The 21,511-nt window shown below is 72.4% G+C and carries 16 protein-coding genes, 5 tRNA genes and 1 pseudogene; 9 read left to right on the top strand and 13 right to left on the bottom strand.

Annotation, left to right across the window (positions count from 1 at the left end; all coding sequences use genetic code 11):
• Positions 1–49: 49 nt before the first annotated feature.
• The 5 genes from ACTWQI_RS04375 (at position 50) to ACTWQI_RS04395 (ending at position 519) form a co-directional block, all read left to right on the top strand.
• Positions 50–122 (top strand) — tRNA-Gly (locus tag ACTWQI_RS04375).
• 32 nt (positions 123–154) lie between these two features.
• Positions 155–228 (top strand) — tRNA-Cys (locus tag ACTWQI_RS04380).
• Between the two features lies 1 nt (position 229).
• Positions 230–301, top strand: a tRNA-Val gene (locus ACTWQI_RS04385).
• A 63-nt stretch (positions 302–364) separates the two neighbouring features.
• Positions 365–436, top strand: a tRNA-Val gene (locus ACTWQI_RS04390).
• 11 nt (positions 437–447) lie between these two features.
• Positions 448–519: transfer RNA gene (locus tag ACTWQI_RS04395), tRNA-Val, on the top strand.
• Positions 520–572: 53 nt separating this feature from the next.
• On the opposite strand, the gene ACTWQI_RS04400 is transcribed toward ACTWQI_RS04395, so the two are convergent.
• A complete protein-coding gene (locus tag ACTWQI_RS04400; protein ID WP_443267601.1) occupies positions 573–845 on the bottom strand; it encodes a TFIIB-type zinc ribbon-containing protein in 273 nt (90 codons plus the stop codon).
• A gap of 66 nt (positions 846–911) precedes the next feature.
• Positions 912–1,865: a phosphotransferase family protein gene (locus tag ACTWQI_RS04405; RefSeq protein ID WP_443267603.1), complete on the bottom strand. Its 954-nt coding sequence runs from the start codon at positions 1,863–1,865 to the stop codon at positions 912–914.
• A gap of 1,234 nt (positions 1,866–3,099) precedes the next feature.
• Between ACTWQI_RS04405 and ACTWQI_RS04410 the strand changes: the two genes are divergently transcribed.
• A complete protein-coding gene (locus ACTWQI_RS04410; protein WP_443267605.1) occupies positions 3,100–4,326 on the top strand; it encodes a protein kinase domain-containing protein in 1,227 nt (408 codons plus the stop codon).
• A gap of 15 nt (positions 4,327–4,341) precedes the next feature.
• Here ACTWQI_RS04410 and ACTWQI_RS04415 read toward each other — a convergent pair whose 3' ends face one another.
• The 5 genes and pseudogenes from ACTWQI_RS04415 to ACTWQI_RS04435 form a co-directional block, all read right to left on the bottom strand.
• Positions 4,342–5,154, bottom strand: coding sequence for a TrmH family RNA methyltransferase (locus ACTWQI_RS04415; protein WP_443267608.1), 813 nt, complete (start codon positions 5,152–5,154; stop codon positions 4,342–4,344).
• Between the two features lie 54 nt (positions 5,155–5,208).
• On the bottom strand, positions 5,209–6,453 hold the full coding sequence (gene cobA / locus ACTWQI_RS04420) for a uroporphyrinogen-III C-methyltransferase (RefSeq protein ID WP_443267610.1): 1,245 nt from the start codon (positions 6,451–6,453) through the stop codon (positions 5,209–5,211).
• 369 nt (positions 6,454–6,822) lie between these two features.
• Entirely contained in the window at positions 6,823–10,446 is a 3,624-nt protein-coding gene (gene cobT, locus ACTWQI_RS04425) for a nicotinate-nucleotide--dimethylbenzimidazole phosphoribosyltransferase (RefSeq protein ID WP_443267612.1), read from the bottom strand.
• A gap of 382 nt (positions 10,447–10,828) precedes the next feature.
• Positions 10,829–12,083 (bottom strand): annotated as a pseudogene (gene cbiE / locus ACTWQI_RS04430) (precorrin-6y C5,15-methyltransferase (decarboxylating) subunit CbiE).
• Between the two features lie 253 nt (positions 12,084–12,336).
• Positions 12,337–12,975 (bottom strand): GNAT family N-acetyltransferase, encoded by a 639-nt coding sequence (locus ACTWQI_RS04435; protein ID WP_443267614.1) that lies wholly within the window; start codon positions 12,973–12,975, stop codon positions 12,337–12,339.
• Positions 12,976–13,173: 198 nt separating this feature from the next.
• Here ACTWQI_RS04435 and ACTWQI_RS04440 point away from each other — a divergent pair, with 198 nt between their 5' ends.
• Positions 13,174–13,542 carry a hypothetical protein gene (locus tag ACTWQI_RS04440; protein WP_443267915.1) on the top strand — a complete coding sequence of 123 codons (369 nt, stop codon included), beginning with the start codon at positions 13,174–13,176 and terminating at the stop codon, positions 13,540–13,542.
• Positions 13,535–14,002, top strand: coding sequence for a hypothetical protein (locus tag ACTWQI_RS04445; RefSeq protein ID WP_443267615.1), 468 nt, complete (start codon positions 13,535–13,537; stop codon positions 14,000–14,002). The genes ACTWQI_RS04440 and ACTWQI_RS04445 overlap by 8 nt, the downstream gene beginning before the upstream one ends.
• 115 nt (positions 14,003–14,117) lie before the next feature.
• Here ACTWQI_RS04445 and ACTWQI_RS04450 read toward each other — a convergent pair whose 3' ends face one another.
• The 3 genes from ACTWQI_RS04450 to ACTWQI_RS04460 all read right to left on the bottom strand — a co-directional run bounded on the left by ACTWQI_RS04450 (position 14,118) and on the right by ACTWQI_RS04460 (position 16,633).
• On the bottom strand, positions 14,118–14,648 hold the full coding sequence (locus tag ACTWQI_RS04450; protein WP_443267617.1) for a GNAT family N-acetyltransferase: 531 nt from the start codon (positions 14,646–14,648) through the stop codon (positions 14,118–14,120).
• 118 nt (positions 14,649–14,766) lie between these two features.
• Entirely contained in the window at positions 14,767–15,366 is a 600-nt protein-coding gene (locus tag ACTWQI_RS04455) for a sigma-70 family RNA polymerase sigma factor (protein WP_443267619.1), read from the bottom strand.
• A gap of 121 nt (positions 15,367–15,487) precedes the next feature.
• Positions 15,488–16,633, bottom strand: coding sequence for a glycerophosphodiester phosphodiesterase (locus ACTWQI_RS04460; protein ID WP_443267620.1), 1,146 nt, complete (start codon positions 16,631–16,633; stop codon positions 15,488–15,490).
• A 278-nt stretch (positions 16,634–16,911) separates the two neighbouring features.
• Here ACTWQI_RS04460 and ACTWQI_RS04465 point away from each other — a divergent pair, with 278 nt between their 5' ends.
• Positions 16,912–17,580, top strand: a complete 669-nt coding sequence (locus tag ACTWQI_RS04465; RefSeq protein WP_443267622.1) for a lysophospholipid acyltransferase family protein — start codon at positions 16,912–16,914, stop codon at positions 17,578–17,580.
• A 106-nt stretch (positions 17,581–17,686) separates the two neighbouring features.
• Here the strand turns inward: ACTWQI_RS04465 and ACTWQI_RS04470 are convergent, their stop codons facing one another.
• From ACTWQI_RS04470 to argH, 3 genes are all read right to left on the bottom strand, one after another.
• Positions 17,687–19,285 (bottom strand): MFS transporter, encoded by a 1,599-nt coding sequence (locus ACTWQI_RS04470; protein WP_443267917.1) that lies wholly within the window; start codon positions 19,283–19,285, stop codon positions 17,687–17,689.
• 44 nt (positions 19,286–19,329) lie between these two features.
• Entirely contained in the window at positions 19,330–19,881 is a 552-nt protein-coding gene (locus ACTWQI_RS04475) for a TetR/AcrR family transcriptional regulator (RefSeq protein ID WP_443267623.1), read from the bottom strand.
• Between the two features lie 103 nt (positions 19,882–19,984).
• Positions 19,985–21,424 carry an argininosuccinate lyase gene (gene argH / locus ACTWQI_RS04480; protein WP_443267625.1) on the bottom strand — a complete coding sequence of 480 codons (1,440 nt, stop codon included), beginning with the start codon at positions 21,422–21,424 and terminating at the stop codon, positions 19,985–19,987.
• Between the last annotated feature and the right edge of the window lie 87 nt (positions 21,425–21,511).

Here is a 21,511-nt window from a genome sequence, read left to right on the forward strand (position 1 = left end):
GCCCCGGAGGCGCAAGGCAGCACCCCGGCGGAGTCCGGGGGAGGCACCTGCGGACGTGGCTCAGTTGGTAGAGCATCACCTTGCCAAGGTGAGGGTCGCGAGTTCGAATCTCGTCGTCCGCTCGACGTGGGGGATCATCCCGAGCCCCCGCACTGGTGGAGTGGCCGAGAGGCGAGGCAACGGCCTGCAAAGCCGTCTACACGGGTTCAAATCCCGTCTCCACCTCCACGGACGATTAGCTCAGCGGGAGAGCGCTTCCCTGACACGGAAGAGGTCACTGGTTCAATCCCAGTATCGTCCACTGGGGTCCGCGAGGGCCCTCCCCTGGGGGCTCTCGTGAGAGGCTTCCGCGTGGGGGACTCCGGCGCGATTAGCTCAGCGGGAGAGCGCTTCCCTGACACGGAAGAGGTCACTGGTTCAATCCCAGTATCGCGCACGCAGCACCGCGGACGATTAGCTCAGCGGGAGAGCGCTTCCCTGACACGGAAGAGGTCACTGGTTCAATCCCAGTATCGTCCACACCGATCGACCGAGGGCCGGACACCCGGCCCTCGGTCGTTTTCGTACCTCGGTCAGGAGGAGAAGAGCATCCGTCCGAAGCTCTTGTGACCGTGGCGGTGCCCGTGATGGCCGTGGTGCGGGGCGCCCCAGGCGGGGGCTGCGGGGTACGCCTGCGGGCCGGGCGGGGGCGGCGGCGCCTGCTGCGACCACTGGGCTTCGAGCCGGGTCAGCGACTCCAGCTCCCCATAGTCGAGGAAGATGCCCCGGCAGCCGCTGCACTGCTCGATCTGGACGCCATTCCGGTTGTAGGTGTGCATGGGCGCATGGCACTTGGGACACTGCATGGTTCAGCTCCTCGCCGGTGATGTCGCGATCACCGGGAAATTCTCCCCGGCGACGTGGAGTTCAGCCTACGGCCCGGCTTCGGATCCGAGCCGGACGATGCGTGAGCAGGCGTCCACCAGTGCCTGGTCGACGTCGTCGGGGGCACGGCGCTCCCGGGCCGCCCGGACGAGCGCGAGGGCGGCCGACTGGACCGTCAGTGCCCGGGCGGGAATGTCGAGTTCCGGCCAGGGATCGTCCGCGGAGCGCAGACCGGCGCCGCCGCCGGCACAGTAGGCGCGGAGGAACCGCTGCCAGACGGCCGGGGCGAGCAGGCCCGCGGCATACCAGGCGGCGGGGCGGGCGAGATCCCAGGCCGCGTTCCCGAGGCCGAGATCGTCGACGTCGATCAGGAGCCAGGGGCCGTCGGGGGCGGGATGCCGGACGAGTTGGCCCAAGTGCAGATCGCCGTGGCACAGGTGGTCGCGCCGGGGCGGCGCGGCCTCGCCCCTCGCCCAGGGCGGCAGGCCCGCCCAGGCACCCAGCACGGTCCCGGCGGCGGCACTCTCAGCACCGACCGCGCGCAGCCGCGCGACGGCCCGCGCGACCTTCGCGGGGCCCCGCATGGACGGCAGCGGCTCCGGCAGTTCACCGGGGGACACATCGTGCAGCCGAGCGAGCAGCGCGGCAGCCTCCTCCCACGGCGCGGCCCGGGCATCGTCCACCGCCACGGGCGCGCCCGCCGGCCACAGGGTCGCGGCGCGCCCGTCGTGCAGCACCTCGAGCAGACCGCCCGTACGGGATACGGGCAGCGGCGGCAACAGGATGCTCCTCAGCCGTGGATGCGCGGCGACACGGAGGCGGACGGCGAGGGCTGCCGGGTCGCAGTCGGCGGCATGCGCCTTGCAGATGACGGCTCCGATCCGTACGACGGTGCCGTCCGGCCGGTCGGCCAGTACGAGTGCCTCGTCGGCGGTGCCGCTCCGCGCTGTGGGACCGCCGCGCCCCAGCGCGGCGAGCTGCTCGGTGAGTGTCCCCGGCATGACATCCCCCTGTGTGTCGGCGCCGCCCCTGTGCGTCGGGCCGCGCCTCGTCCCGGATCGTACGACAGAGGCGGCTCACGACCGCCTTCTGCCGGGTGGTCGCCCCCACCGACCCGTAGCTTCGGGTGCCCGAAGCCGAGGCACACCATGGCGGTCCCACCGCGCGGGGGGGGGCAGCTCTGCGCCTCGGGCGGCACCCAAGGCCGGCGATGCGGGAACGGCCCGGATGGGCTGCCCCCGGGGCACTTCCCCATGGTCGTCCCCCTGAGTCCAACGGCCCGGGGGCGCCCAGGCGGAGGTAGGCAATCGTGAAGCATCAGGGCGGTACGAACGAGGCGAAGTTGGACGCGGCCGCGGCGCAGAGCACATCGGTGCCCCCAGGGGGAGGGCGTCGGCAGTCGCGGGGCATGCCCGGGAAACGCGCGATGCCCGGACAGTCCTCTCGACTGTCCGGGCATTCGTGCCGTCCGCCACGCCCCCGTCCCCACGGGGTGCCGACCGGAAGTGCCGAACCCGGGCCGCTCTCCCGGGCAGGGCGCCACTCAGCGCCCCGGCGTTCCGACCACGGACGACGCCTGGGTGATGACGGCCTCCCGGCCGCCGAAGACGACCGCGAGCAGCGCCGCCAGGCGTGCCCCTGTGCCTCTGCTCCGCCTCACTCCTCGCATCTGGAGCGGCGAGCGTCCGACCTGGGGGGACGAGTTCCACGCCCGCCGCTTGATCTCAACACTAGGGGCGGGCCGGAGCCCGGTCGTCATGCCGTCGTAGCGATCTGCGGACCTCCTTGAGAATGACGTCGGACCGGTGCGGATACTCCTCTGGGTGGAGATCCGCTGTTCCGTGTGAGGGTCTTCCCCCAGGGGCCCCTCAGAGTGACTTCACTCACTTCCGTCACTCCCCTACCCGCCCCCGGGTCTCGCCCCTTCGACCGTCCGCCCAGCCACCACCTCGTACCTCCGCATCTGTTCCCCGGCGTTCACGACCGTCTGCGCCCGATCACCTTCAGGGCTCAATCCCCCTTCTGCAACGGACGGTTGAAATCTGGCACCGAGTCGACAGAGCGTCACTTACGGCTCCCTCCGCCCGTACTTCCAGGCCCCCACCCGGCACTGACAATCCGTCGGCCGACGCTCGCGCGGCCTATGAGCGCACAAGGCCGTCAATCCGTAAGCTGTCCCACGTCAGACGGATGGGCAGCGGAGTGGGGCCTCCCCACCGGAGGCAGAGGACGGACATGGCGATGATGCGGCTCCGGCGCGAGGACCCGCGTGTCGTCGGCTCGTTCAGGCTTCACCGGCGCCTGGGCGCCGGTGGCATGGGAGTGGTCTACCTCGGCTCGGACCGGCGCGGACAGCGGGTCGCTCTGAAGGTGATCCGGCCCGACCTGGCGGAGGATCAGGAATTCCGTTCGCGCTTCGCGCGCGAGGTGTCGGCGGCCCGGCGGATCCGCGGCGGCTGTACGGCCCGGCTGGTCGCCGCCGACCTGGAAGCCGACCGCCCGTGGTTCGCCACCCAGTACGTGCCCGGGCCCTCCTTGCACGACAAAGTGACCGAGGAGGGACCGCTCTCGGCGGCCCGTACGGCGTCGATCGGCGCAGCGCTGTCAGAGGGCCTGGTGGCCGTGCACGAGGCGGGGGTGGTGCACCGTGACCTCAAGCCGTCGAACATCCTCCTCTCCCCCAAGGGCCCACGGATCATCGACTTCGGCATCGCCTGGGCCACCGGGGCCAGCACGCTGACGCACGTCGGGACGGCGGTCGGCTCGCCCGGCTTCCTTGCGCCCGAGCAGGTGCGGGGCGCCGCCGTGACACCGGCCACGGACGTCTTCGCGCTGGGCGCCACCCTCGCCTACTGCGCGACCGCCGACTCGCCCTTCGGCCACGGCAGTTCGGAGGTCATGCTCTACCGCGTGGTGCACGAGGAGCCACAGCTGCACGGCGTGCCCGACGCGCTCGCCCCGCTGATCCAGGCCTGCCTCGCCAAGAACCCGGAGGAGCGACCGAGCACCTTGCAGCTGTCCATGCGGCTCAAGGAGATCGCGGCGCGCGAGGCACACGGCCTGTCCGAGAGCCGTCCTCCGTCCCCGCGCCGCCCCGCGGACCGGCCGACGGGCAAGCCCACCGACGAGTACACCCGGCAGCGCACGCAGCGGCGCGCGGCGGGCGCGCCCGCGCCCCGGTCGCAGACGGCGCGCGCGTCCGCCCCCCGCTCGGGGGCGCGTCCCGCTCCGCGCCCACCCGCCACCCGCCATGGCACGCGCGCCACCAGCCGTACGGGCACCGCTCCCCGTCCGACCTCGGCCGGGCGCCGTCCCGGTGTGAACCGTCGGCTGCTGCGCCAGCGACTGATCGTGTTCGTCACGGTGACCCTGCTCGTCGCGCTGGGCATCGCGGCGGCACAGGGCTGCCAGGGACCGGTTCGCGGACTGTTGCAGCACGGCTCCCAGTCCGCCGCCCCCTGAGCGCTCGGTGAAGAGTTACGGGCGGCCCGTCGCAACGGCGTAGAACGCGACCGCGGCCGCCGCCCCCACATTGAGCGAATCGACGCCGTGCGCCATGGGGATGCGCACCCACTCGTCGGCCGCGACCAGCGCCTGGGTGGACAGCCCGTCGCCCTCCGCGCCCAGCATCAGCGCGACCCGTTCCAGCCGGTGCGGGGCCACCTCGTCGATGGCGCTGGCCTTCTCGTCCGGCGTCAGCGCGAGCAGTTCGAACCCGGCCTCGCGCACCGACTCCAGGCCGCGCGGCCAGGTCTCCAGCCGGGCGTACGGCACGGAGAAGACCGCACCCATCGAGACCTTCACCGAGCGCCGGTACAGCGGATCGGCGCAGTCGGGCGAGAGCAGCACCGCATCCATGCCCAGCGCGGCGGCGCTCCTGAAGATGGCGCCGATATTGGTGTGGTCGTTCACCGACTCCATCACCACGACCCGGCGCGCGTCCGCGAGCAGCTCCTCGGCCGTCGGCAGCGGCTTGCGCCGCATGGAGGCCAGCGCTCCACGGTGCACGTGATAGCCGGTCACCTGCTCGGCCAGTTCCGGGCTCACGGCGTAGACCGGCGCGGGAACCTCGTCGATCACATCGCGCATCACATCGATCCACTTGGCCGACAGCAGCATCGAGCGCATCTCGTACCCGGCGTGCCTGGCGCGCCGGATCACCTTCTCGCCCTCCGCGATGAACAGCCCTTCCGCGGGCTCCCGCTTGCGCCGGAGCTCGACGTCCGTCAGGCCGGTGTAGTCGCGCAGCCGCGGGTCGCCCGGGTCCTCGACCGTGATGAGATCTGCCACAGGGTGATACTGCCTTGTCCTGGATGCGGTGCCAACGGGCCGGAGAGAGAATTGTTACCCGCGGTTACGCGACGCGAGGGCGACGACCTCGCCGATGACCACCACTGCCGGCGGGCGCACCCCCTCGGCCCGTACCGTCTCCCCGACGGTCGCCAGCGTCGCGTCGACCCGGCGCTGGGCCGCCGTGGTGCCCTCCTGGACGATCGCCACCGGGGTGTCGGCCGCCCGGCCGTGCTCGATCAGTGCCTGGGCGATGGCGGCGATCCGCTCCACGGCCATCAGCAGCACCAACGTCCCCCGGAGCTCGGCCAGCGCCGCCCAGTCGACGAGCGACCGCGGGTCGTCCGGGGCCACATGGCCGCTCACCACGGTGAACTCATGCGCTACGCCGCGGTGCGTGACGGGGATCCCGACCGCGCCGGGCACGCTGATCGAGCTGGAGATCCCGGGCACGACCGTGCACGGAATGCCCGCTTCCGCCAGCGCTTCGGCCTCCTCCATCCCCCTACCGAAGACGAACGGGTCGCCGCCCTTCAGCCGTACGACCGCCTTGCCCGCCTTGGCGTGCTCGATGAGCGCGTTGTTGATGGCCTCCTGGGCCATGAACCGGCCGTACGGGATCTTCGCCGCGTCGATCACCTCGACATGCGGGGGAAGTTCGTCGAGCAGATCGCGCGGGGCCAGCCGGTCGGCGATCACCACGTCCGCCTCCGCCAGCAGCCGCCGGCCGCGCACCGTGATGAGATCCGGGTCGCCGGGGCCGCCGCCGACCAGGGCGACGCCGGGCCTGCGGGCGCGGTGCCGCGGCGCTGCAATCGTCCCGTCGCGCAGCCCTTCCACCACGGCGTCCCGCACGGCGGCCGAACGCCGCGGGTCGCGGCCGGTGAGGACCGCGACGGTCACGCCCTCGCTGCGCCCGGTGGCCGGCGTCCAGGCGGTCGCCGCCTCCGCGTCGTCGCTGCGCACACACCAGACGCGGCGTGCCTCGGCCTCGGCGGAGGCGGCGGCATTCGCGTCCGGGTCGTCGGTGGTGATCACCGCGTACCAGGCGTCGGCCAGGTCGCCCTCGCGATACCGGCGGCGCTCCCAGCGCAACTCACCGGCCTCCGCCATGGCCTCGACGGACGGGGTGGCCGACGGCGAGATCAGCAGGACGTCCGCCCCCGCGGCCAGCAGCCCGGGCAGCCTCCGCTGCGCGACCTCCCCGGCGCCGAGGACGACGACTCGCCGCCCGGCGAGGCGCAGTCCGACGGGGTAGGCGGGATGCGATGGCGCTGCGCTGGCGGCGTTCTCGGTCATGGCAGTGCGGAACCTCCGTGGGAGAGGCGGAACGGTGCCGCTGCGGCGCTGAAGCGGCGGGGTGGCCGGCGACGGCCTCGCCGCCCACCCTACGGGGCGCGGCCCCGGCTCTGCGTGCCGGGACACATGGAACACCCCTGGTGGGGCTGCCCCACCCCGGCCTCCGGCCGGGATCCGTGCCCACCCACCACCCGTTCTGTGAGTGCCCACAGTTGCGGCACCCCACGTGCCCGTACGCCCTGAGCACTCCGCACCCTCAGGCGGTGCGGGGGCAGCCAGGACTGGGGGCACGCGGGAGAAGGTGGGCCAACCCACCGGCTCACCCGCACCCGCCCCCAGCCCGGCGCGGAGCGGCCAGCCCGGCGAGGGCTAGCCCTTTTCCGTGACGCCCGCCGAGTCGAACGTCGCCACCTCGTGCATCGCACGGGCGGCGCTCTGCACCAAGGGCAGGGCAAGGAGTGCGCCCGTGCCTTCGCCCAGGCGGAGATCCAGGTCGACCAAGGGGCGCAGACCGAGTTTGGTGAGGGCGGCGACATGGCCCGGCTCCGCGCTGCGGTGTCCGGCGACGCACGCCGCGAGGACCTCCGGTGCGATCGCCCGGGCCACGAGGGCCGCGGCACCCGCGCTGACGCCGTCCAGGATCACGGGCGTGCGCAACGACGCACCGCCCAGCAGCAGCCCGACGATCGCCGCGTGCTCGAGGCCGCCGATCGCGGCGAGCACGCCGATCGGATCGGCGGGGTCCGGCTGGTGCAGCTCCAGCGCACGTCGCACGACCTCGACCTTGCGCGCGTGCATCTCGTCGTTGATCCCGGTCCCGCGTCCGGTGACCTCGCCCGGGTCCGCCCCCGTGAAGACGGAGATCAGCGCCGCGGAGACCGTCGTGTTCGCGATGCCCATCTCACCGGTGAGCAGGGCCTTGTTGCCCGCGGCGACGAGGTCCCGCGCCGTGTCGATGCCGACCTCGATCGCGCGCAGCACATCCTCCTGCGAGAGGGCGGGCCCGGTGGTGAAATCACTGGTGCCGTGCCGGACCTTGCGCGGCAGCAGACCCGGCGTGCTGGGCAGTTCACCCGCGACACCGACGTCCACGACGCACACCTCGGCGCCGACTTGGGCGGCGAAGGCGTTGCAGACTGCGCCGCCGCCCAGGAAGTTGGCGACCATCTGCGCGGTGACCTCCTGCGGCCACGGGGTCACGCCCTGGGCGTGGACACCGTGGTCCCCCGCGAAGATCGCCACCGCGGCGGGCTCCGGGATCGGCGGCGGGCACTGCCGTGACAGTCCGCTCAGCTGGGCGGAGATGATCTCCAACATGCCGAGGGCCCCGGCCGGCTTGGTCATCCGCTTCTGCCGCTCCCAGGCCTCGCCGAGCGCCTTCGCGTCCAGCGGCCGGATGCCCTGGAGCGTCTCGGCGAGCAGGTCGTGCGGCTCCTCCCCGGGAAGGGCGCGGCGCCCGTACGTCTCCTCGTGGACGACCCATGACAGCGGACGTCGCTTCGACCACCCGGCCTGCATCAGCTCGGGCTCGTCCGGGAATTCGTCGACGTACCCGACGCACAGATACGCGACGACCTCCAGATGCTCGGGCAGGCCCAGGGCCCGGACCATTTCCCGCTCGTCGAAGAAGCTCACCCAGCCCACGCCCAGACCCTCCGCGCGCGCGGCGAGCCACAGGTTCTCCACGGCCAGCGCCGAGGAGTACGGCGCCATCTGCGGCTGGGTGTGCCGGCCGAGGGTGTGCCGGCCGCCGCGGGTGGGGTCGGCGGTGACGACGATGTTCACCGGAGTGTCGAGGATCGCCTCGATCTTCAGCTCCTTGAACTGCTTGGCCCGTCCCTTCGGAAGGGACTTGGCGTACGCCTCGCGCTGACGCGTGGCCAGTTCATGCATCGTCCGCCGGGTCTCGGCGGAGCGGATGACCACGAAGTCCCACGGCTGGGAGTGGCCGACGCTGGGTGCGGTGTGGGCGGCTTCGAGGACCCGGCGCAGCACCTCGTGCGGGATCGGGTCGGTGCGGAAGCCGTTGCGGATGTCGCGGCGTTCGCGCATGACCCGCAGTACGGCGTCGCGCTCGGCCTCCGCGTACCCCGCGGCGGGTACGTCGAGGGGGTCGTCGGTGGGGCTCTCCGGCTCGGTCGCGACAGCGCCCGGCTCCTCGGCGGTCTCCGCGCCTGAGGCGGCGGCTACCGAATCCGCGTCAAGCGATTCCGGACCCTCTCCTCCCTGGGCTCGTTGCTCGGTGGGCATCCCGGGCGCGGGCTTCGAGGCGACGAGCTGGTCGGCCAGTACGGCGCGCGGCCGACGGGCGGGCTCCCTCGGCTCGGCGGTGTCCCCTGCTCCCCCGGAGACGTGCGGTCCTCCGGAGCTCTCCGGGCCGACGGAGACCTCCGGTCCACCGGGGGCCCCGGAATCCGCGATCTCCGCCCCGGAGACGGCTGCCGCGTCGCCTTCCTGCGCGGGCTCCGGCCAGACGTTCGCGGCCTCGGCAGGGGCGTCCGCCGGTTGCCGCGAGCCGGCTGGCGCATCGGCCTCCGATACGGGGGCGCTCTCGGACTGCGCGGGCTCCCCCGGCTGCTGCGGCCGGTGCTGCCCTGCCTCCGCGGGCCCCGCGGCAGCCACCACCTCGGCGGCATTCGGCGGCGCCTGCCGCGCATCCTCGGCGGGCGCGGTGGCGCTCGACTCGAACGGTGTGGCCCCGGCGGACGAGTCGGGCTGCGACGGCTGCGCGGGCACGGATGGAGGCACAGAGGCTGGGGCCTCTGCCGGTTCCGACTGCGCTGCGGGCGTTCCCGGCGTACCGGACCCGGCAACGGAGGTCCCGCCGGCCTCACCCACCCGTTCGTCCCGACCCGCACCGGAGGGCGCCGCAGCCTCGGACGGGATGGCCCCGGATCCGGCCCCAGGCCCGGACCCCGCCGCGGGACCGGATCCCGATCCGGCCTCCGGCCCCTGCGCCGAAACAGCTTCCCCGCCGTGCAGCGAGCCCTCGGCCGAGGAGCGGCCGACCGTTTCTGCCGAGCTCTCCACCGAAGCGTTCACCCGGACCGGCTCGGCCACCTGCGCGGGCTGCGGCGGCCGGATGTCCCAGGCGCCACCACCCTGCGCAGGGATCTCAGCGAGCTGCGGACCGGGCAGCGCCGCGGAGGCGGCCTGTTCCGCGTACGCCGGCACGGCCGCCGGGGCCTCCTCGCGCGGTGGCGGCACGTCCAGGTACTCGGGCCCGGTGGTGGCCGCCCCGGCCTGCCGCGGGGCGGGTGCGACACCGGACGCAGGCGCGGAGGGCGCGCCCGCCGGACCGCGGTCGGCGAGGGATCGCACGACGCCGCCGGTCTGCTCGGGCACCGGAGGCCCGAGGTGCAGCGGGCGCCGGGGAGGCGTCTGAGCCGCGGGAGCGGGTGCCGACTGAGAGGCCACTGGCTGATGGGCGGCAGGAGGCGAAATCCGTACGGCGCCGTAGTCGACCGACCCGGTGTCGCGGCCGCCCGACTCGTGTGTCCCGCCGTGCTGTATGTCGGGCTCGTACGCCATGTCAGGCTCGTACGCCGCCGAATCCGCCGGCGGGCGGGCCTGCGGGGGGATGTGCGCGTGGGGGTGGGGATGGAGGTGCGGGGGCACGGGCGCGGCCGGGTGCGCCTGGTCGGGCGCCTGGACCTGCCCGTACGACTCCCCGGGCGGCTGTGGCGGCGGCTGCGGCTGGACCGGCCCGGGCATCTGCGGATGAGGGTGCAGGGGGGCCTGCGGCTCCGGCTGCGCCAGGGGTTGATCGCTCCAGGCGCCCTGAGCACGTGGCATCAACAACTGGTCGTCGTCCTCGGCACCGTTCTCCGCCGGGCCGTGGAAGCCATACGCTCCCGGCACCGGGACGGTGCCCGGCTGCTCCGACGGGCCGGTGCCTGCGGGGGTGGCGGGAACCGCGTACTGCGGTGTCTCCGGCTGTCCGCCTGCGTTCTCCGGCAGTCCCTCGCCCGGGACCTGGCCGGTGTCAGTCATGCGTACCCCTCGCCCATTGGTAGTGCTCCTTCCAACCGCTCGTCCGGCGCTCCCGGCCGCGGCGCAGTGACCGCCCTGTAGCAACAACGAGCGTGTGCGCCGCGCGGCACGTCGAGCGTCCCCCAACCGTCATACCGCTCACCCACAAAACGGGGGCGCGTTCAGGACATTGGCGAACGAAGCGCCGAACCCCGCACGGCAGTACAACAGTCCGCCAGCCTACCTGCCGCAGCTGCGGCAGAGGTCACGGGGCGAACGGCGGAAAGGTTCCGCGGCGAAGGCCGGACGACGACGGAAGCTTCTCGAGAAAGACCGGCCCCGCACCGGAGAAAGGCCGGACATGAGGCGGTGTTCCCCACATGCCGGGCGGCCCCCGAGCGCCTCAAGGCCTGGACAGTCGCTGTCCACTCAGCAGAAAGGCCACGGCACGTTCACGTTCTGCCCACGCCGACGCCACGGAGGTTTCCAACTCCACCGACTGGATCAGTGCACACTCCACGGCGTAACCGCCGTCGGAGAGGACCCTGCCGATGGCCTCCGCGGTGTCCCGCGTCGGCGCGTGCGCAACGATGCGCTCCGGGCGTCGGGCGGCGCAGGCGGCCACCACCGGAGGTCCGCCACCACCCGACCCGGACCACGTCCGGCTCTGGCAGGTTCTCGAGGATCTGCGGGGCGGTGCCGTGGACCACCTGCAGCTGGACGCCGAACCGGCGGGCCACGGCCGTGGCGCGTCCGCACGCGTCGGGGTCCCGGTCCACGGCGATGACGGCGGCACCGAACCGCGCGGCCTCGGCGGCGGCCGCACCGCTCCCGGCGCCGATGTCCCAGACGAGATCGCCCACGCGCGGCCCGAGCCGGGCGAGTTGGGCTGCCCGGAGGTGGGGCGACTCACCTTCGCCGAGCTCGGCCGCGCCGTATTCATGGCCGGAAAGTCCCCAGCCGCGCACCGCGGGCTGCTGCGCCGGGTCGCGTCCGGCGATCCAGCCGGTACCCGGGAAGGAGGCGCCCGGGACGGGGTTCTGGAAGGAGTTCTGCAGTCCGCCGATGGAGATCACGACGTTGGGGTCGCGCCAGGTGTGGTCGGCGACCTTGTCGGAGGTCAGGACGGTCACCTGCTCCCGGCCGGTGCCCAGTTCCTCGCAGATGACGAAGGTGCGGTGCACTCGGCCGAGCAGGAGGGCGAGTTCGGCGGGTCCTGCGCCCGGCGAGGTGAGGACGGCGACCTTGCTGTGCGCGCGGCAGACGTTCACGGCGCGCCGCAGGTCACGGCTGTGGGCGACGACCACCTGGGCGTCGTCCCAGGGCATCCCGGCGCGCGCGAAGGCCTGGGCGACCGAGGAGACCGCAGGCACCACCTCGACCTCCAGGCCGTACTCGGGTGCGCGCAGGATCCGTACGACGCCGAAGAAGCCCGGGTCGCCGTCGGCGAGGACGACCGCGGTGCCACGGTGGCCGGCGATCCGGCGGGCGGCCAGGTCGAGACTGCCCAGCCTGATCCGCTCGGCGGCGGGCGGCACTTCGGGCAGCGCGAGGTGGTGGGCGGCGCCGGCGACGAGGGTGGCCGCGCCCAGGGCGGAGCGGGCTGAGGCGGTCAGCGGCGAGCCGTCCCAGCCGATCACCGTGACCCGGTCGGCCATCGTCGTCAGTCTCCTGAGCACATCGCAGGTAGGGGCCCGGGGTGGCGGGCGGTGCGGGCGGACAGGGTACGGGATCGCCCCCGGAGGAACAGTACCCCGGCAGGTGCGGGGCGCCGATCCCAGCCCCGGTCGGCGAGCCGGGTCCTCAGGCACGGGGCGGGTGCTGGAGTGGACAACCGCGCCTGGATGGGCGCGGAGTGGGCGTGGGGGCACCCCCACCGGTAGCTGGGGGACGGCCCGGGGGCGCGCCAGGTCAGCCCCACGTGGGATTCGCGGCATAGCCGTCGCCGTCCGCCGCCTGCCCGGCGAGGTCCTCGAGGTCCTCCGGCAGCAGGCTCCACACGATGAGGTCGGTACGGATGTCGGTCCAGCCGCCGTCCTCCGTACGGGACCGGGCTATCCAGGCATTGCGAAGCACGCCTTCGCTGATGCAGCCGACCTTCTGCGCGACCTGCTGGGAGGCGGTGTTGTCGGCCGCGGTGCGCAGCTCCAGGCGCTCGAACTTCTGGTCCTTGAAGAGCCACTGGGCGACCGCGGCGACCGACTCGGTGGCGTATCCCTCGCCGCGGGCCCAGGGAGCGGTGACGTATCCGACCTCCGCGGACCGGCAGCGCCAGTCGGTGTTCCGCAGGTGCACGATGCCGACGAGCCGCTGGGTGAGCAGTTCGGTGACGGCGAAGACGATGCCGCGGCCCTCGGCGCGCTCTGCCGGAGCGAGCCGGGTGGCCCACTCAGTGGCGTCGTCGAGGGTGTACGGCTGGGCCACGGAGGTCCAGGCGGTGACGAGTTCGTCGTTCATCATGTCCGCGAGCGCGGGCACGTCCCCTTCCTCGAACGGGCGCAGCACCAGCCGCTCCGTACTGATCGAGATGTCTGGGAAGGTGGATGTCATGCGCCGCTCCGTAACGAGGATTGGGGTGCCCAGAATGCAGCATGGGCCTGCGGAAAGGCAGCACGGGGTCACCCTCGGTCGCGGCCGGACGGCCAGGATGCCGCGGGGGGCTGCTCGCTCCGGGATCAATCGGGAGCATTAGAGTCGTGCCATGCTTGTCGACCCTTCCTCGCCGTGCAGCACCCCGGTGACCTCCCGGTGATCGACGGACTGACGATCGCGGTGGGTGCGGCTGCCCTGGCGCTCGGCGCGTGGTGCGGCTTCGCCGCCTACCGGGACCAGCCGACCAAGGACTGGCACTTCATCGGCATGGCCGTGGTGACGGTCCTCGTGCTCGTGCAGCTGGTCGTGGGCATCGTGCAGCTGGCCCGTGGGGAGAAGCCGCACGACGGCACGGGCATCTTCGTCGCCTACCTGCTGGGCGCCGCGGCGGCCGTCCCGGCAGCCGGCTTCCTGTCTCTGGCGGAGCGGACGCGCTGGGGATCGGTGACCGTAGCAGCGGGGGCCGTGGTGCTGGCCGTGCTGGAGGTGCGGCTGTTCGACATCTGGGGAGGCAGCGGTGTCTGAATCACCCTCACTTGATGCGGTTTCGCCTGGAACGGGCGATACCGAACTCCGGTCCGGGACGGCGGCCCGCTCCGGACGGCTCGGCGAGGGCCCGGGGCGGCTGTTGGTGCTGCTGTACGGGGTGTTCACCGTCGGTGCCGCGTCCCGCTCCATCGCCCAGATGATCACGAAGTTCGATCAGGCTCCGCTCGCATACGTGCTGTCGGCGGTCGCCGCGGTCGTCTATACGTTCATCCTCGTCTCGCTGGTCCGCGGCGGCGAGACCGCACGTCGGCTCGCGATGGGCTGCTGCGCCGCCGAGCTGGTCGGCGTGCTGACGGTCGGCACGTGGACGCTGATCGAACCGTCCGCCTTCCCGGACGAGACGGTGTGGTCCGACTACGGCATGGGCTATCTCTTCCTGCCCCTGGTGCTGCCGGTGACCGGGCTGTTCTGGCTGCGCAGAGCCCGTCGGGCGTAGTCGCTCGACGGGCTCTGTGCGGCGGACCCGGGCTGTGCATCGCGGGCTCTGTGCCGCAGGCGCCGGGGCTGCCGGCCGGTAACCCGCGCGCCCCGGGATCACCTGCGCGTGCCGCTCAGGCGCTGGCGGCGTATTCGCCCCTGCTCCGTCCCGGTGGTGCCCCCAGCGCCGACGCCGACTTCTCCAGAGTGATCAGGCTCAGTCGGCGCGACACCTGCTCCGTGGCGACCGGCGCATAGCCGTACTTGCGGTAGAGCCGCAGATTGCCCTCGCTGCGGTGGCCCGTGAACAGCTGGTAGCGCTTGGCCGCCAGCTCCTCCGCCAGCCGGGCCTCGATCGCACTCAACAGCCGGCCGCCGAGACCGTGCCGCTGCATCCGAGGATGGACGATCAGCTTGGCGAGGCGAGCCGTACCGTCCTCGTCGACGGTGCCCCGCACCGAACCGACGACCTCCTCGCCGAGCCGGGCCACGAGCACCGGCCCCTGGCTCAGCTCGGCGCGGAGGTCGTCCAGCGTCTGGGTGAGTGGTTCGAGGGTGTAGTCGCCGTAGATCTCCGCCTCTCGCTGGTAGCAGAGGTACTGCAGTTTGAGGATCTGCTCGGCGTCGTGCTCGGTTGCCGCAGAGATGGTCACGCTCGCGCCCATGCGCATGCCTCCCCTAGTCGGTGCGCCCGGGCGCGATGAGGGTTTTGGGGGTGCGCCCGGCCCGTATGGCTGACCGGAGCCGCCGCGGGTGCACGCCGCCTCCAGTGGCGCCGGTCGGCTAACGCTCCCTTCCCCAGAGTTGAGGAGCCGCAACCTCCGCCAGGAGCATTCTGCGCAAACATCCAAGGCAACGGGAACGAACAGGCCCCAAACTGCCTTGTGAGATTCCCAACTCACCTGCGACTTCGCGGTACGTCGGGTCCGCGGGCGAGAGCAACGCACCCAGTAGCCGGGGACAGCGGCCGGGGAGCCGGGCCACGGCGCTCCGCAAGGCGCGGCGCGTCTCCGCGACCAGGACGCGCTCCTCGACACCCGGCGACGGATCGCCGAGCCGATCGGCGAACGGGAGGGCGTCCACCCCGGCAAGCCCGTCCGCGGCGGACGCGCCGAACGCACCAGCCGCGGCGGAGAAGTCGGCGTCCTCGTACGGCACCTCGCGCCGCGCACGGCGGCGGGCGCTGCGCACTTCCGTGCGCACGGCTGCCCGCAGCCACGCCGCCGGGGCGGGCGGCGGACCGGCTTCGCGGGTTCGCTCCAGCAGCCGTAGCCAGACGCTCTGCTCGAGGTCGGCGGGCTCCACGCCGGTGCCGTACGCCTCCGCTTGGGCCTCGGCGGCCAGCAGCGGCCGCAGTGCGGTGAGAAGGTCGCTCGCTGTCACAACGGCCCGGACATCGCATACGCGGCGTGCGGTTTCGCGGGGCGCCCGAACTCACCCGTCCGTGTGGTGATGCCGCCCCCGGCGTCCGGAGCCTGCCGACTCCGGACGCCGGATGCCCGGGTCAGTCCCCGAGGAAGTCCGCGCGCGCGAGCAGTGCCGTGTCGGGCTGGTCGGAGAAGATGCCGTCGATGCCCGTCGCGAAGTACGTCTTGAACGCGCCGAACGCGTCACCATAGGCCGCCGGGTCGGTCCCGCGGCGGAAGTCGGCGGGCAGGAAGCTGTTCTCGTTCCGCATCGTGTACGGGTGCAGGATCAGGCCGGCCCGGTGGGCGTCCTTGACCAGAGTCGTCGGCTTGCCCAGCTTTCCGCTCTCGTCCTGCGGGATGATCAGGCTCAGCACCGGGCCGATACCTTGCGCGAAGCCCGCCATCCACCGGAGTCCCTCAGGCTTGATGAGGTCGGCGACCGTACGCGGGTCCCCGGACTCGACGAAGTCCCAGGGCCGGTCGTCCGGGGTCCAGAGCAGCACGACGCGCGGCGAGGACACCAGCTTGCTCATTCGCAGCATGCTGGTCGGCTCGAAGGACTGCAGGAAGACGGGCGAGTCCTTCCGGTGCCGGTTGTACTTGCGGAGCAGCTTGGCCAGCGGCTCCTCCAGGCCCAGACCGAGCTTGCGGAAGTAGGTGGGGTGCTTGGTCTCCACGTGGAGCCAGACCGGGCGGCCGCGACGCCGCCCCTGCGCGTCCGCCCAGCGCAGGACCTCCTCGAAGGTCGGCACCGCCCAGCGGCCGTCGTAGAGGGTGTTCTCCTGCCGGAGGGCGGGGATGCGCTCCTTGGCGCGCAGCGTCTTCAGCTCGGCGAGGGTGAAGTCCTCCGTGAACCATCCGGTGAGGGATACGCCGTCAACCGTTTTGGTGGTCTTGCGGGCCGCGAACTCCGGGCGTATCGCGACATCCGTCGTGCCGGTGATGTCGTTCTCGTGCCGGCAGACGAGGTGCCCGTCCTTGGTCGGCACCAGGTCCTGCTCGATGACGTCCGCCCCCATGTCGAGAGCCAACTGGTACGAGCCGAGGGTGTGCTCGGGGCGGTAACCGCTCGCGCCCCGGTGAGCGATGACCGTCGGAACCGGCAGGGGCCCCTGGCCCTCGTCCCCGCTCCGGTCGGCAGCCGCCGCCGTGCCCGCCCCACCCACAGCCGCCGCTCCCGCGCCGAGGGCCGCCGCCCCCAGGAGGGCGCGCCGCCGCGGAAGCTGCTCCTGCTTCGCCATGAACACTCCTCGATGTGATGTGCCGCACCTGTCGAAATCGCGTGCCGCACCCGAACAACAGGGCGATCGTAGGGGGCAACACCTTGTATGAGGGGGACATTGGACGGAACGCGGCGGAAACCCACGTCAACACCAGGTATCGGAGACGTGACCGAGGTGCACAGCGGTGCAACCCGCGAGTATCGTCCTCACCTGCACACTCATGCGGTGCAGACCGCCCTTCCAACGGTCATTCACCGCGGATGTGCCCCAGCCGACCATCACGACCGGAGGGCCAGTTGTCCCGCATCCTGCTCAAGGCGATTCTCGGATTGCTCATGCGCGTCCTGTACCGCCCGAAGGTCGAGGGCATGGAGAACATCGCGGCGACGGGCCCGGTGATCCTCGCCGGCAACCACGTCACCTTCATCGACTCGATGTTCCTGGGGCTGGTCGTCAAGCGGCAGGTCTTCTTCATCGGGAAGGACGAGTACGTCAAGGGCAGCGGCGTCAAGGGCCGGCTGATGGCGTGGTTCTTCACCGCGTCCGGCATGATCCCGGTCGACCGCGACGGCGGCCACGGCGGCGTGGCGGCGCTGATGACCGGCCGCCGGGTGCTGGATGAGGGCAAGGTCTTCGGGATCTACCCCGAGGGCACCCGCTCCCCCGACGGCCGCCTGTACCGCGGCCGTACGGGCGTGTCCCGGCTGGCGCTGATGACCGGGGCGCCGGTGGTCCCGTTCGCGATGATCGGCACCGACAAGGTGCAGCCGGGCGGCAAGGGCCGCCCGCGGATCAGCCCGGTCACCATCCGCTTCGGCGAACCGCTGGACTTCTCGCGCTACGAGGGCATGGACCGCGACCGCTATGTGCTGCGCGCCGTGACCGACGAGGTCATGAGCCGGGTCATGATGCTGTCGGGTCAGGAGTACGTGGACATGTACGCCACCAAGGCGAAGGCGGCATAAGGGCCTTGGCCAGGGTGCCGGGGGCGGACCGCGGGCGGACGAGTCGTCGCCCACGGCCCGCCCCGCTTGCCGCGTCCCCGGGGGATGACGCCGCGCGCCCTGCTGTTCAGTGGGTGTTCGCGTCAGCACCGGCACCATGAGCGGCGGTCCGGTGGGGGCCGGCCCGGTGAGCGTCGGCGTCATGAGCGCCGGTCCCACCGTCCAGCCGCTGGCCGCGCAACAGGAAGCAGGCCCCGGCGGCGGTCGCCAGGAGTACCGCCGCGCCCACCCCGGACGCCAGCCGCAGCCCGTCCACGAACGCCTCCTGCGCCGAGGAGAGCAGAGCCGCGCCCACGCCGTCCGGCAGACCCGCCGCCCCCTCCGCGGCACCGCTGAGCGACTCGTGTGCCGCTGCCGCCACGGCGTCCGGCACGCCCGCCGGAGTCGTGAAGTCGCGGTAGACACCCGTGACGACGGAGCCGAGGAGGGCGATGCCGAGGGCGGCACCGAGTTCGTACGCTGTCTCGGAGACGCCCGCGGCCGCGCCCGCCTGCTCCCCGTCGACGCTGGAGAGGATCACGTCCGCCGTGACGGTGAAGGAGAGACCCGCGCCGATGCCGACGACGAGCAGGACGGCGCCGAGCACGGGATACCCGGTCCCCGCCCCCAGCAAGGTCAGCGCGGCGAGGGCGAGGCCCACGGCGGCGAGTCCGCCCGTGACCACCAGCCGCACCGACCAGCGCCGGGCGGCCGCTCCTGCCACGAGCCCGGCCGCGACCGCTCCGACGGCGGCGGGCAGTTCGGCGAGGCCGGCCTCCAGCGGCTTGCGCAGCTGAACGAGTTGCAGGAACTGCGACAGGAAGAAGACCAGGCCGGACAGTCCCAGGATGGTGAGCAGGTCGGCCATGACGGCCGCGGAGAACCCGCGGTGCCGGAAGAGCCGGACGTCCAGCAGGGGCGCGCGCAGGGTGAGCTGGCGCCGGACGAAGCCGGCCAGGGCCAAGGCTCCTACGGCGCCCGCCACGGCCGAGTCCCCGCCCATGCCGTGCGCAGCCAGCTCCTTGACGCCGTATACGACGCCGATCACGCCGATGAGCGACAGTCCGACACTGGGCAGATCCCAGGGGCCCGGGGCGGGGTTCCGCGACTCCGGCAGCAGTTTGCCGCCCACGGCGACGAGCACCGCCATGACGGGCAGATTGATCAGGAAGACCGAGCCCCACCAGAAGTGCTCCAGCAGGAAGCCGCCGGCGACCGGCCCGACCGCGGCGCCCGCCGACGCCATCGCACCCCAGATGCCGACAGCGAGGCTGCGCTCCCTGGAGTCGGGGAAGAGGTTGCGGATGAGGGCGAGGGTGGAGGGCATCAGCGTCGCGCCTGCGACCCCCATCAGCGCCCGCGCGAGGATCATCATGCCGGGACTGGAGGCGTACGCAGCCGGGAGGGACAGCGCACCGAAGGCGACCGCGCCGCTCAGCAGCAACTTCTTGCGGCCGATACGGTCGCCGAGGCTGCCCATGGACACCAGCAGTCCGGCGATGACGAAGGAGTAGACGTCACCGATCCACAGGAGCTCGGTGCCGGAGGGCCGCAGGTCCTGGCTGAGGAACGGCGTGGCCAGACCGAGGACGGTGGCGTCGACGCCCACCAGCAGGACGGCGAGGACGAGGACGGCGAGCGCGAGCCAGCGTCCCGGCGCGCCCTGCTCCACGTGAACCCGGGCCAAGCCCGCGTCCGGCCTCCCGTCCGGACGTATGACGGTCTTGCTGCTCACTGCTCTGATCTCCGCATCATTCCGCCGAGCAGGAGCTCGACGACCATGTACGGGGCGTCCTTCTGCGCCACCCGCCCGTCTTGAACGGTCCAGGCGGAGGCGGCGATCAGGGCGTAGAGGGCCTCGGTGAGCCAGCCGGGGCTGAGGTCGATGCGGAACAGACCCTGCTCCTGACCACGCCGGAACAGCGCGCTGACCTGCTGGTCGATGCGCTCCCAGCCCTCGTCCATCGCCCCGGACTCATAGAGCTGGTTCTCGCCGTAGAGGAAGGCCAGGAAGCCGGATACGGGCATGGCCTCGGCGATGAGCCGGCGCACCGCGTCGACGGGGTTCCCCTCGTCGATCCGCGCGGCCTCCAGCCGCTCCTCCACCAGTTCGATGCCGAACACACCGAGCGCCTCGACCAGGGCGTCCCGCCCGGCGAAGTGCCGGTGCAAGGTGGCCCGGCTGATGCCGGCGGCCCTGGCGATCTCGTCCATGGAGGCCGTGGCCTTCCGCGTCAGGAGGGCCGCAGCCTCCCGCAGCACATGTTCACGATCAACAGCCATGAGACGACCATACCCCGAATGAGACACCTACGTCTCATTCGAAACACGAGCGTATCCAAGTCGGCCCGACGGTGGCCAGGCCGAAGTGCTCGTGTCGGGGTGGTCAGCCTTTGGCGGCGGCCCAAGCCTGCTGCTGCGCCAGGTCGGCCTTCAGCTCGGCCAGTTGGGCGGCCACGGCCGAGGGAGCCGTACCGCCGCGACCGCTGCGCGAGGCGAGGGCGCCGGGGACGCTCAGCACCGAACGGACCTCCGGGGTGAGGTGCGGGGAGATCGCAGCGAATTGATCATCCGTCAGCTCGTGCAGCTCGATGCCGTGCGCCTCGCACTCCTTGACGCATTCACCGGCGACCTCGTGCGCGACACGGAACGGCACGCCCTGCTTGACCAGCCACTCGGCGATGTCGGTGGCGAGGGAGAAGCCCGCCGGGGCCAGTTCCTCCAGGCGCTCCCGGTTGACCGTGAGGGTCGCCATCATGCCGGTGAACGCGGGGAGCAGGACCTCGAGCGTGTCGCAGGAGTCGAAGACCGGCTCCTTGTCCTCCTGGAGGTCGCGGTTGTACGCGAGCGGGAGGGCCTTGAGCGTCGCGAGCAGTCCGGTCAGATTGCCGATCAGACGCCCCGACTTGCCCCGCGCCAGCTCCGCGATGTCCGGGTTCTTCTTCTGCGGCATGATCGACGAGCCGGTGGAGAAGGCGTCGTGGAGGGTCAGGTAGGAGAACTCCTTCGTGTTCCAGATGATGACCTCCTCGGCGATCCGGGACAGGTCGATGCCGATCATCGCCGTGATGAAGGCGAACTCGGCGACGAAGTCGCGGGAGGCCGTGCCGTCGATGGAGTTGCCGGACGAGCCGCGCTCGAAGCCGAGGTCGGCGGCGACGGCCTCCGGGTCCAGGCCCAGCGAGGAGCCGGCGAGCGCCCCGGAGCCGTACGGCGAGACGGCCGTGCGCTCGTCCCACTGCTGCAGTCGCTCCGCGTCCCGGCTCAGTGCCTGGACGTGGGCGAGGACATGGTGCGCGAAGAGCACGGGCTGGGCGTGCTGGAGGTGCGTACGGCCCGGCATGGCGACGTCCGGGTGTGCCTCGGCGAGGCCGATCAGCGCCTCCTGGAGGTTCGCGATGAGGCCGCCGATGATCCGGGCGTGGTCCCGCAGATACATCCGGAAAAGGGTCGCGACCTGGTCGTTCCGGGACCGGCCGGCCCGCAGTTTGCCGCCGAGGTCGGGGCCGAGGCGCTCCAGCAGCCCGCGCTCCAGGGCGGTGTGCACGTCCTCGTCGGCGACGGTGCCGGTGAAGGTCCCGTCGGCGACGTCGGCCTCGAGCCGGTCGAGGCCGGTGAGCATCCGTTCCTCTTCGTCGGCGGTCAGCAGACCGGCCTTGTGGAGCACGCGCGCGTGGGCCCGGGAACCGGCGATGTCATAGGGCGCGAGCCGCCAGTCGAAGTGGACGGACGCCGACAGTGCGGCGAGCGCGTCCGATGGCCCGTCGGCGAACCGGCCGCCCCACAGCCGGACGTCGCCGGAGTTGCCGGTGGTGCCGTTGCTCACTGCTCTGCTCCTCGTGGGTGTGCGACCTCCCCCTAGGCCCATGCGGGCCCGGGGGGACCCCCACCCACCGGCGACGGGGAGGCGGTG

Origin of the sequence: Streptomyces sp. KR80, assembly GCF_052245555.1 — a bacterium.
GTDB lineage: Bacteria > Actinomycetota > Actinomycetes > Streptomycetales > Streptomycetaceae > Streptomyces.